The organism is Candidatus Pelagibacter sp. RS39 (genome assembly GCF_002101315.1).
In the GTDB taxonomy this organism is placed as follows: Bacteria; Pseudomonadota; Alphaproteobacteria; order Pelagibacterales; family Pelagibacteraceae; genus Pelagibacter.
Map to the genome: position 1 here is coordinate 1,188,790 of NZ_CP020777.1, position 11,201 is coordinate 1,199,990.

Annotated in this window: 11 protein-coding genes; all 11 read right to left on the reverse strand. The window is 32.0% G+C overall.

The window, feature by feature from the left end; all coding sequences use genetic code 11:
• The 11 genes from sdhC to trmD are packed head-to-tail and all read right to left on the reverse strand — an operon-like array spanning position 1 to position 11,094.
• Positions 1-384, reverse strand: coding sequence for a succinate dehydrogenase, cytochrome b556 subunit (gene sdhC / locus B5L73_RS06355; protein WP_085149507.1), 384 nt, complete (start codon positions 382-384; stop codon positions 1-3).
• Entirely contained in the window at positions 374-1,381 is a 1,008-nt protein-coding gene (locus B5L73_RS06360) for an aspartate-semialdehyde dehydrogenase (protein ID WP_085149510.1), read from the reverse strand. The genes sdhC and B5L73_RS06360 overlap by 11 nt, the downstream gene beginning before the upstream one ends.
• A gap of 15 nt (positions 1,382-1,396) precedes the next feature.
• Positions 1,397-2,506 carry a dimethylsulfoniopropionate demethylase gene (locus tag B5L73_RS06365; protein WP_085149515.1) on the reverse strand — a complete coding sequence of 370 codons (1,110 nt, stop codon included), beginning with the start codon at positions 2,504-2,506 and terminating at the stop codon, positions 1,397-1,399.
• On the reverse strand, positions 2,503-3,279 hold the full coding sequence (locus B5L73_RS06370) for an alpha/beta fold hydrolase (RefSeq protein ID WP_085149518.1): 777 nt from the start codon (positions 3,277-3,279) through the stop codon (positions 2,503-2,505). Before B5L73_RS06370 ends, B5L73_RS06365 begins: the two co-directional genes overlap by 4 nt.
• Before the next feature lie 8 nt (positions 3,280-3,287).
• Positions 3,288-4,904, reverse strand: a complete 1,617-nt coding sequence (locus tag B5L73_RS06375; RefSeq protein WP_085149521.1) for an acyl-CoA synthetase — start codon at positions 4,902-4,904, stop codon at positions 3,288-3,290.
• Complete coding sequence (locus tag B5L73_RS06380; protein ID WP_085149524.1) at positions 4,905-6,668, reverse strand: acyl-CoA dehydrogenase C-terminal domain-containing protein; 1,764 nt, start codon at positions 6,666-6,668, stop codon at positions 4,905-4,907. It lies immediately after the preceding gene.
• Between the two features lie 26 nt (positions 6,669-6,694).
• A complete protein-coding gene (gene leuB, locus B5L73_RS06385; RefSeq protein ID WP_085149527.1) occupies positions 6,695-7,801 on the reverse strand; it encodes a 3-isopropylmalate dehydrogenase in 1,107 nt (368 codons plus the stop codon).
• A complete protein-coding gene (leuD, locus tag B5L73_RS06390; RefSeq protein ID WP_085149530.1) occupies positions 7,794-8,399 on the reverse strand; it encodes a 3-isopropylmalate dehydratase small subunit in 606 nt (201 codons plus the stop codon). Before leuD ends, leuB begins: the two co-directional genes overlap by 8 nt.
• Before the next feature lies 1 nt (position 8,400).
• Positions 8,401-9,804: a 3-isopropylmalate dehydratase large subunit gene (gene leuC, locus B5L73_RS06395; RefSeq protein WP_085149533.1), complete on the reverse strand. Its 1,404-nt coding sequence runs from the start codon at positions 9,802-9,804 to the stop codon at positions 8,401-8,403.
• Positions 9,805-9,815: 11 nt separating this feature from the next.
• Complete coding sequence (gene rplS, locus B5L73_RS06565; protein WP_085149536.1) at positions 9,816-10,391, reverse strand: 50S ribosomal protein L19; 576 nt, start codon at positions 10,389-10,391, stop codon at positions 9,816-9,818.
• Between the two features lie 16 nt (positions 10,392-10,407).
• Positions 10,408-11,094 (reverse strand): tRNA (guanosine(37)-N1)-methyltransferase TrmD, encoded by a 687-nt coding sequence (gene trmD / locus B5L73_RS06405; protein WP_085149539.1) that lies wholly within the window; start codon positions 11,092-11,094, stop codon positions 10,408-10,410.
• Positions 11,095-11,201 lie beyond the last annotated feature (107 nt).

The following is an 11,201-nucleotide window of genomic DNA, read 5'->3' on the forward strand; positions in this document are numbered from 1 at the left end:
CTAAATAAAATTTTTTCCTAATGTGAAAAAAATAATTGTCAAAATTATTGATCCAAATATTACTACTAAACCCGTTATCCTAGTTGTCTTCAGTTCAAAACCATAACCTAGATCCATTATTAGGTGTCGAATTTCACTTAATATTTGAAATGAAAAAGACCATGTAATTCCCAAAATGATAAATTTTCCAAAAAATGATTTTAAAAATAAATTAATAGTTTCATAATTATTTTCACCAAGAAGGAGTAAACAAGACCAAACACAAATAAAGGTAATTCCAATAATATTTATTATTCCTGTAATTCTATGAGTAATTGAAACTAAAGACGAAATATGCCACCTATAAATTTGAATATGTGGTGATAAAGGAGGTTTATTTTCCATAAAAATTATTTTTAATTAATGTTTCAGCTATTTCAACTGCATTCAAAGCTGCTCCTCTTAAAAGATTGTCGGACACAATCCACAAATTTAATCCATTTTTAATTGTTTTATCCTCTCTAATCCTTGAAATAAAAGTCTCATCTTTTCCTTCTGCTTCAAGTGGTGTTGAATAACCACCATCTGATCTCTCATCAATTACTTTACAACCATCAAAACTACTCAATGCTTCCTTTATTTGTTCTAAAGAAAAAGTTTTTTCAAATTGGATATTTACTGACTCTGAATGTGAAACAGATATTGGTAATCTTACACATGTTGCTGTTAGGTCAATTTTGTCATCTAAAATTTTTTTAGTCTCATTGCACATTTTCAATTCTTCTTTTGTGTAGCCATCATCTGAAAAAACATCGATATGAGGAATAGCATTAAAAGCGATTTGTTTTGTGAAATTTTCGGATTTAATATCCTTACCATCTAAGGCTAATTTAGTTTGTTTAATCAATTCATCCATGGAAGCTTTGCCAGCACCAGAAACAGATTGATATGTAGAAACAACTATTCTTTTAATTGTAAACAAGTCATGCAATGGTTTTAATACGATAACTAATTGTGCTGTTGAACAATTAGGGTTTGCAATAATATTTTTTTTAATATTATTTAAATCATCAGAGTTTACCTGTGGGACTATTAAGGGAACATCGGGGTCCATTCTAAAATAGCTTGAATTATCAATTACAAAACAATGCTTAGCTGCTTTTTCTGCAAATTTTTCAGAAATTTTTCCTCCTGCTGCAAAAAAAGCAATTTTTACTTTTGAAAAATCAAAGTCTTCTAACTCACTAATTAAAATATCTTTACCCTGAAAATGAATTTTTTTTCCAGCACTTTTCGATGAAGCAACTAAATAAAGATTATCTATAAAAACTCCTTTTTTTTTTAGAACTTCTAGAGTTTTTATTCCAACATTTCCTGTTGCTCCAACAATTGCAATATTCATGATGTAGGTTTTATACTAGATGAAAGGTAAATCGCAAACTTTTACAGCTATTGAATTTCCATCAATTTCCAATAATCCTGTGGCAGATGCTTTACAATATGGCTCGTTTATCATTGCAATACCTATGGACTTTTTAAAATGAGGTGAATAGCAGGCAGACCTTAAATCTCCAATTAAATTTCCCTTTTCATCTTTAATGTTGAGAGATTTGGTTAGGTTAATTTTATTAATATCTATCTGAACACCCATTAATTTTCGCTTGATTCCATCTTTTTGAATCTTTTTCAATTTATTTTTACCTAAGAAATTTATATCTGCCTCTAGATTTACATACTTTTCAAAACCACATTCAAATGGATTATCATTATTGTCAAAATCATTTCCATAAGAAAGCAAACCACTTTCTATTCTTTCAATTAGATTTGGGCATCCAGCTTTTACATTAAATTCTTTTCCTAATTCAAAGAGCTGATCATATAATTCCAACCCAGATTTTGTATTTTCCACATAAATTTCAAAGCCACCTTGTTTTGACCAACCAGATCTGGCAATTAAATGTTTTACACCTTTAAAATCATAATAATTAAAACCAAAGAATTTTAATTCTTTTATCTCTTTACCAAAAATTTTTTCCATCAAATCAAAAGACTTCGGTCCTTGAATCGCTATGATATCAACATTAGGTTCAAAAATTTTAACATTGAAATTATTCCCTGATGCTAAACCTTTTGCAAAAAAAATTACATCAGAGTCAGCAATAGATACCCACCATCTATCTTCAGCTAGTTTTAAAATAACAGGATCGTTTACCAAATTTCCGTTTTCATCAATTATTGGACAATAATAACATCTGCCTATTTTGGATTTAGATAAATCTCTACAGGTCATAAGTTGAATAAGTTTAGCGGAGTCATGACCTGAAATTTCAACCTGTCTTTCTGCTGACACATCCCACACTTGAACATTTTTTTTTAAATGATCACAGGATTCTTCTAAAGATCCAAATGCTGCAGGTAACAGCATATGATTATAAACAGTGTAAGCAGTTACTCCTTGTTTTTCGATTCTTGAAGTATAAGGAGTACTTCTAATTCTTCTTGATTTAGCTATTGGATAACTTTTCATTTATTTAAAAATTCCAAAATCTTTTCTCTCATTTCGAATGCTTTTTCAATCATTATCATGTGACCGCATCCTTTGATTACATGAGTAATTGAATTTTTAATCAAATTAGAGAATTTTTTTCCAGCTTCTAAATTAACCATTTTATCTAATTCTCCATATATAAGCATCGATGGTAAATTGATTGCTTTTGCAGCTTCAGAACCATTTGAATAATTGTTACATGCTTTTAAATCAACAGCCAAAATTTCACTTATATCTCTAGGTGATTGAATAATTTTTTCTACCGGGTTGCCTCCAATAAATTTTTTTGAACCCTCGTATCCCCATTTCATCATTAACTTAACAGCATCTGAGTGACCATTTTGTGCTAATTCAATTAAATCTGGATGAACTGGCATTTTATTTGAACCTCCAACAAAAACTAATTTTTTTATTCTTTCTTTATATCTACTAGAGTATTCGAGTATTTCTAAACATCCCTGAGAGTGACCAACTAAAATTAAGTTTTTTAATTGTAATTTATCAAAAACTTTTTCTAACCAATCGGCAATTTTTTCAATACTATCTAAACAAGGACCATCTGAATTGCCATGTCCAGGTAAATCTATAGATAATACATTAAAATTTTTTGATGAAAAAAATTGTTCTGCTAGTGACCAAACAATGTGTGAAAGACCGCTTCCGTGTAAAAATACTATTGTATCTTTATTTTTATCTAGCCCTTGACCAGAGTCAGATGCAAAAATATTTTTGTTTTCTAATTGGAATATCAATAATTTTCCTAAAATTTTTTTCTTAACTCAAATTTTTGAATTTTACCTGTTGAAGTTTTTGGTAATTCACAAAAAACAACTTGTTTTGGCACTTTAAAACCAGCAAGGGTTTCTTTGCAAAAGCTGATTAATTCTTTCTCAGTAACTGGTTTATCTTGAACCATCTCAATAAACGCACATGGAACTTCGCCCCATTTTTCATCTGGTTTTGCTACTACTGCAGCGATTGAGACTGATGGGTGTTTAGCTAAAGTGTTTTCTATTTCAATTGAAGAGATGTTTTCACCGCCTGAAATAATGATATCTTTTGATCTATCTTGAATTTTAACATACCCATCTGGATGCATCACTGCCAAATCTCCAGAATGAAACCATCCGCCTTTCATTGCTTTGTCTGTAGCTCCTTTATCTTTAAAATAGCCCTTCATGACAACATTCCCTTTGATCATTATTTCACCAATCGTTTTTCCATCTTTTGGAACTTCCTTCATTGTTTCAGGATCCATGACTGCAATCCCCTCTGTATTAGGATATCTTACACCCTGTCTTGCCTTAATCTCATTTTGTTTTTCCTCGTTAAACTCATTCCAAGACTCGTTCCAAGCACATTGAGTAACATGACCATAAGTTTCTGTTAGTCCATAAACATGCATTACTTCAAATCCAAGTTCTTTCATTTTTTTGAATATAATACTTGGTGGAGGGGCTCCAGCAGTTAATACATATACTTTTTGCTTTAATTTTTTTTTGTCAGACTCAGGAGCTCCTGTAATCATATTCAGTACTATCGGAGCCCCACCAAAATGAGTAACATCATATTTGTCAATTAATTCAAATATTTTTTTTACATCAATATTTCTTAAACAAATAGTTCTTCCATTTAACATGGGAACAGTCCACGGATAGCCCCAACCATTACAATGAAACATGGGCACAATAGTCAAAAAATTTAATCTGTTTGGCATATTCCATGCAACTGCACTTCCGGTTGACATTAAATATGATCCCCTATGATGGTAAACCACTCCTTTAGGATTTCCAGTAGTTCCTGAAGTATAACTAAGTGATAATGCTTGCCATTCATCCTCGGGCATTTTCCAATTATAATTTTCGTCACCAGTATTTAAAAAACTTTCATATTCTAATTCACCTATTTTCTCACATTTAGATTGATCTGCAAATTTATCATCAATATCGATTATGGTGATTTTGCGTTTTAAAGCACTTAGAGCTTTTTTTACCTCAACATGAAGTTGCCTATCAACAACTAAAACTTTTGCCTCACTATGTTCTAAAATATACGCAATTGTCTTAGCATCTAGTCTTATATTAATAGTATTTAAAACTGCACCTGTCATTGGAACTGAATAGTGTCCTTCAAAAATTTCAGGGGTATTAAAAGCTAAAAACGAAACAGTATCACCTTTGTTAACTCCAATTTTATTAAGTGCACTGGCAAATTTTACTGTTCGTTTATAAACTTGAGACCAAGTATATTTCCTGTCTTCATAAATAACTGCTTCATAATTAGGGTAAATTTCATATGCCCTTTTTAAAAAAGTCAAAGGTGTTAACGGAACGTAATTAGCATCATTTTTATTAAGATTAGTTTCGTAATGACTCATTTAATTAAATTTGAAATTCATAATATTTGAACTTCCAGAGATTGCAGATTTGTAATGTTGTTCTGCCCTAGGTAACACTTTGTCAAAATAGAATCTGGCAGTGTCTATCTTATCATTATAAAAATTTTTATTTTCCTCATAGTCCTTAAAACTTACCTCTAAAACCTTTATCCATGCATATGCTATTGATACGTAACCTAAAGTTTTTAAGTAATCATTAGCAGCTGCACTAACATCATCTTTTTCTGTCTTTGCTTTATCTGTCATCCAATCACTAAATTTTTTAAGAGTGTCTAAATTCTTATTAAATTCTGATAAAAATGGTTCAATTTTTTCATTGTCAGTTTTACACTCTGACTTAACCTGATCTAAAAATTTGTTTATTATATTACCATTTTTATTTGATAATTTTCTGAAAACAAGATCTGAAGCTTGAACCGAATTTGTACCTTCGTAGATAGGTGTAATTCTATTATCTCTATATAATTGTTCTATTCCTTGATCTTTAGTGTATCCATATCCACCATGAATTTGCATAGCATCGCTTGTTATTTCCATTGCCAAATCTGTGAATAATGATTTTACCACAGGAGTCATGAGGGAAACATAATCTAAAGCCTCCTGACGAGTTTTTTCATCTGGATGATTTAAACTTACTTCAGTTTGCTGTGACAACCAAAAACATAAAGCTCTTTCACCTTCAATAATTGATTTCATATTGAGTAGGGTTCTTCTAATGTCAGCATGTTCAATTATAAAATCTGCTCCGTTTTTAGACTTCGAATTATTTGATTTTCCTTGTTTTCTCTCTTTCGCATAAGTAAGTGAGTTTTGATAAGCAATTTCAGAGATACCTAGACCTTGTATACCAACTACAATTCTTTCGAGATTCATCATAGTGAACATTGCACTTAATCCTTTTTCTTTGGCACCAATCATATACCCAGTAGCATCATCAAAATTTAATACGCAAGTTGCTGAACCCTTTATTCCCATCTTGGTCTCAATAGACCCTGTAGATATCCCATTTCTTGGTCCGATTGTTCCATCATCTTTAACAACAAATTTTGGAACTAAAAATAAACTTATTCCTTTAGTACCTTCTGGAGAGTCATCTGCTCTTGCTAAAACTAGATGAATAATATTTTCAGTTAAATCATGATCTCCAGATGTAATGAAAATTTTTTGACCACTTATTTTATAAGTTCCATCAGTTTGTTTCTTAGCTTTTGTTCTTAGTAAACCTAAATCAGTGCCACATACTGGCTCGGTTAGGCACATGGTGCCGCTCCATTTTCCCTCAACTATTTTTGGTAAATATTTATTTTTTATTTCATCTGTTGCATGATGATTAATACAATTATATGCGCCTATACTTAGTTCACTGTATAACTTAAAAGACAGACTTGCTGAGGAAAGCATTTCATCAAAAAATGCACTTACGGTTTTTGGCATACCTTGACCCCCATATTTTGGATCACAAGAAAGTGAAGTCCATCCATCCTCAATATACTTTTTGTAAGCTTCTTTATAACCTGGGGGAGTTCTCACTACTCCATTTTCTAAAACTGCAGGATTTTCATCGCCAGCTTTTGCTAACGGTAAAATTAAATTTTGATTAATTTTTGCTGCCTCCTGTAAAATATCTTTCACTAAATCAGAGGTCACCTCTTTATATTTTTCTAATTCGTTATATTTTTGATTATTTCTAAGTTTTTCAAATAGAAACATCATGTCATCAACAGGAGCAGTATAACTTGGCATAATATGATTTTAAGATAATTAATTAGTTATTGCAATTTTGAAATGATCGCATCACCCATTTGAGAAGTAGAAACTTCTTTCATTTTATCAGACATAATATCTTTTGTTCTCAACCCATCATTAAGGGCCTCTTGAACAGCTTTTTCTAAGGCCTCTGCCTCTTTATCTAAATCTAAAGAATATCTTAGCGCCATAGCAAAACTCAAAATTGAGGCGATTGGATTTGCAACTCCTTTGCCAGCAATGTCTGGAGCCGAGCCGTGAATAGGTTCATACATAGCTCTCATTTCGCCATCCTTATTTTTTGCACCTAATGATGCTGAGGGTAACAATCCAAGAGAGCCTGTTAGCATAGATGCCTCATCAGACAGCATGTCACCAAATAAGTTATCTGTTAAGATCACGTCAAATTGCTTAGGGTTTCTTACTAATTGCATTGCACAATTATCAGCTAGCATATGACTTAACTCAACATCCTTATACTCTTTATCATGTAATGATTGCACTTCTTCTTTCCAAAGTTGACCTGCCTCCATTACATTAGATTTTTCACAAGATATAACTCTATTTGATCTTTTTCTTGCTAAGTCAAAAGCAATTCTAGCTACTCTAATAATTTCACTACTAGTATAAGTATGAGTATTCACTCCTTTTCTTTCTCCATTTTCTATCGGTTTAATTCCTCTTGGCTCGCCGAAATAAACTCCACCAGTTAATTCTCTTACTATTAAAATATCTAAACCAGAAACAATTTCTGGTTTCAAAGTTGATGCATTTACTAATTGTTCAAAGCATATTGCAGGTCTTAAATTTGCAAAAAGTTTTAATTCTTTTCTTAATTTTAAAAGAGCTCTTTCAGGTTTTTTTGAAAATTCTACACCATCCCACTTTGGTCCTCCAACCGCACCCAACATTATCACGGCACTTTCTAATGCTTTATAGAAAACTTCATCTGTAAGAGGTGTTCCATGCTTATCAAAAGAACTTCCTCCAACTAAATCTTCATCAATCTCAAAATCTAAAGATTTTTTATCATTAAACCAATTAATTACTTTTTTAACTTCTGTAGTTACCTCAGGTCCAATTCCATCACCCGGTAGTAATAATACTTTTCTTTTTTTAACTTTAATCATTAAATATCCAAGGCTTTTTAACTTTTAAATCTTTTTCAAAAATTTCTATTTTGTCAGATTTTTTTAACGATAGAGCAATATCGTCTAACCCTTCTAACAAACACTTTTTTTTAAATGAATCTACTTTAAATTTTGTCTCATTGTTTCCAAAAATGACTTTCTCCTCCTTAAGATCTATTAAAATTTCTTCTTTTCTTTTTGCATATTCTGATAACTCTTTGATTTTATTGTCATCTAAAATTATTGGTAAGATCCCATTTTTGAAACAGTTGTTATAAAAAATGTCAGCAAAACTTGAGCTTATCACACAAGTGATCCCAAAGTCTAATAATGCCCACGGAGCGTGTTCTCTTGAGGAGCCGCATCCAAAATTTTTTCCAGCGATTAAAATTTTAGAATTTGTGTAAGGATCTTTATTTAAAACAAAATCATTTATTTCTTTACCATTGTCATCATATCTCATTTCAAAAAATAAATTTTTGCCCAACCCTGTTCTTTTGATTGTTTTTAAAAATTGTTTTGGAATTATCATATCTGTATCAATATTAATTATTGGCAAATATGCTGGTATGCTTTTTAAAGTGTTGAATTTTTGCATATTAACTTTGGTATTTCCTTACATCATCAAGGTTTCCAGATATTGCTGCAGCAGCAGCCATACCTGGGCTTACTAAATGAGTTCTTCCACCTCTGCCTTGTCTACCTTCAAAATTTCTATTTGATGTTGAGGCACATCTCTCTTCTGGTTTTAATTTATCTGCATTCATTGCTAAACACATTGAACAACCTGGTTCTCTCCATTCAAATCCTGAATCTACAAAAATTTTATTTAATCCCTCTTGCTCTGCTTGTTCTTTAACTAATCCTGAACCTGGAACAACCATGCCATGAACATGAGGTGCAATTTTTTTATCCTTTAAAATTTTTGCGGCTTCTCTTAAATCCTCAATTCTACCATTTGTGCAGCTGCCGATGAAAACTTTATCAATTTTAATGTCTTTAGCTGCCATATCTGGTTTCAAACCCATATAATTTAACGCTCTCTCTATAGAATTTTTTCTATCCTCATCTTTTTCATTATTTGGATTTGGTACTTTTTCATCTATTGTAATAACATCTTGTGGCGATGTTCCCCAAGTTATCATTGGTGAAATTTCATTAGCAGCTAAGTTAACTTCTTTATCAAACTTCGCACCTTCATCTGTATTTAAATCTTTCCAATTTTCTAAAGCTTTATCCCAATCATTTCCTTTAGGAGACATTGGTCTGCCTTCTAAATATTTAAATATCTTTTCATCTGGAGCTATCAATCCTGCTCTTGCGCCACCTTCTATCGTCATATTGCAAATTGTCATTCTATTCTCAACACTTAGAGATTTGATTAGATCACCTGCATATTCTATAACACATCCTGTTCCACCGGCTGTACCAATTTTTCCAATTATTTGAAGAATTACATCTTTCGATGTAACACCTAATGGAAGTGTACCGTTGACGTTTATTCTAAAATTCTTTGCTTTTTTTTGTACTAATGTTTGAGTTGCTAAAACATGTTCCACTTCTGAAGTTCCAATACCAAATGCTAATGCACCAAATGCACCGTGCGTTGCTGTATGACTATCACCACATACAATAACTGTGCCTGGTTGAGTAAAGCCCTGTTCAGGACCAGTGACATGAACAATTCCTTGTCTCTTATCAGTCATCCCAAAAAGTTTAATACCAAATTCTTTGCAATTTGCCTCTAAAGTTTCTACTTGAATTTTAGATTCATTGTCTGAAATACCTTTTGACCTATCAGTTGTGGGAACATTGTGATCTGCGACTGCTAATGTTAATTTTGGATGTCTTACTTTACGTTTAGAGTTTCTCAATCCTTCAAAAGCTTGTGGGCTAGTGACTTCATGAACTAAATGTCTATCAACAAATAATAAAGCTGTTCCGTCTTCCTGTTTATGAACCAAATGTTCATTCCAAATTTTATCGTAGAGAGTATTGGGCATTGAGAAAAAAATTATTTTTTTTCCTGTAAATTTTCAAGTTTTTTTTCAGTTTTAGACTCAGCTTTGGGTGCCTCTTTCTTCATTTCTGTTTTTGGGGCTTCCTCTTTTTTAGCCTCTACAGTTGGGGTAGTCTCTTTTGCAGATTCTTGTGCACTTTCTTTTTCAGCTGGCGCTAGATTTTCTTCAGTAACAGTCTCAGGCTTAACATCAATATCAATACCAATTTTTTTTCTTATTTTTTCAGCAATCCTCGCAGATTTTCCAGTTCTATCTCTTAAATAATAAAGTTTAGCTCTTCTTACTTTTCCTGAACGAATTACTTTGATTGAGTCAATAACAGTTCCATACAACGGAAAAGTTCTTTCAACACCTTCTCCAAAAGATATTTTTCTAACAGTAAAAGAGGAGTTTATGTCTCTGCTTTTTTTAGCTATACAAACACCCTCGAAATATTGAATTCTCTCTTTTTTTCCCTCTGTAATTCTGACACCAACTTTAACAACATCACCAGGAAAGAAATCAGGGATCTTTTTTTCTGAAAGAATTTTTTTAACGTTATTTTGGTTTATTTCTTCTATTGTTTTCATTTTAATGTTTAACAAATTAATTCTTCTTATATTTATGCCACAAATCTGGTCTTCGGTCGCGTGTTATAGCCTCAGATTGAGATAAACGCCAGTCTTTAATTTTAGCGTGATCACCAGATAATAACACATCTGGAACTGATTTTTCCTCCCAAATCTGGGGTTTGGTATATTGTGGATACTCCAAAAGGCCATTTTCAAAAGTTTCCTCTGAAGCTGATTTATCATTCCCCAAGACTCCAGGTAAAAGTCTCAATACACTATCAAGCACAACTAGCGCAGCAGTTTCTCCGCCTGACAATACATAGTCTCCTACACTAATCTCTTCAATATTTCTTGTAGATAATACTCTCTCATCAACACCTTCAAAATGACCACAAATTAAGGAAAAGGATTTTTCTAATGATAGATCTTGCGCAAGTTTTTGATTAAAAACTTTACCTCTCGGTGAAAGATACAAAATCCTATCTCCTTTATTAATGTTTTGATCGATAGAATTTGCTAAAACATCTGGTTTTAATAACATACCCGTTCCACCACCATAGGGAGTATCATCAACTGTTTTATGTTTGTCTGTAGCTGCATCTCTAATATTTATCACATTCAAACTCCACAATTTTTTAGACATTGCTTTACCGTAAAGACCTTTGCCTAAAGGCCCAGGAAAAATATCTGGATAAAGTGTAAACACTTGAGCTAGCAACATAAATATTCTTTACTTTATTTCTTCTCTTCCTTTTTAGCTTCTGCTTTTGGAGCTTCCTCTTTTTTAGCTTCTGCTTTTGGAGCTTCCTCTTTTTTAGCTTCTGCTTT

What these genes read in the sequence shown, in the direction of transcription:
- leuD (WP_085149530.1), bottom strand. Translation starts at nt 8,399, where the DNA reads ATGCAAAAATTCAACACTTTAAAAAGCATACCAGCATATTTGCCAATA.
- sdhC (WP_085149507.1), bottom strand. Translation starts at nt 384, where the DNA reads ATGGAAAATAAACCTCCTTTATCACCACATATTCAAATTTATAGGTGG.
- leuC (WP_085149533.1), bottom strand. Translation starts at nt 9,804, where the DNA reads ATGCCCAATACTCTCTACGATAAAATTTGGAATGAACATTTGGTTCAT.
- B5L73_RS06375 (WP_085149521.1), bottom strand. Translation starts at nt 4,904, where the DNA reads ATGAGTCATTACGAAACTAATCTTAATAAAAATGATGCTAATTACGTT.
- B5L73_RS06360 (WP_085149510.1), bottom strand. Translation starts at nt 1,381, where the DNA reads ATGAATATTGCAATTGTTGGAGCAACAGGAAATGTTGGAATAAAAACT.
- trmD (WP_085149539.1), bottom strand. Translation starts at nt 11,094, where the DNA reads ATGTTGCTAGCTCAAGTGTTTACACTTTATCCAGATATTTTTCCTGGG.
- B5L73_RS06365 (WP_085149515.1), bottom strand. Translation starts at nt 2,506, where the DNA reads ATGAAAAGTTATCCAATAGCTAAATCAAGAAGAATTAGAAGTACTCCT.
- rplS (WP_085149536.1), bottom strand. Translation starts at nt 10,391, where the DNA reads ATGAAAACAATAGAAGAAATAAACCAAAATAACGTTAAAAAAATTCTT.
- leuB (WP_085149527.1), bottom strand. Translation starts at nt 7,801, where the DNA reads ATGATTAAAGTTAAAAAAAGAAAAGTATTATTACTACCGGGTGATGGA.
- B5L73_RS06380 (WP_085149524.1), bottom strand. Translation starts at nt 6,668, where the DNA reads ATGCCAAGTTATACTGCTCCTGTTGATGACATGATGTTTCTATTTGAA.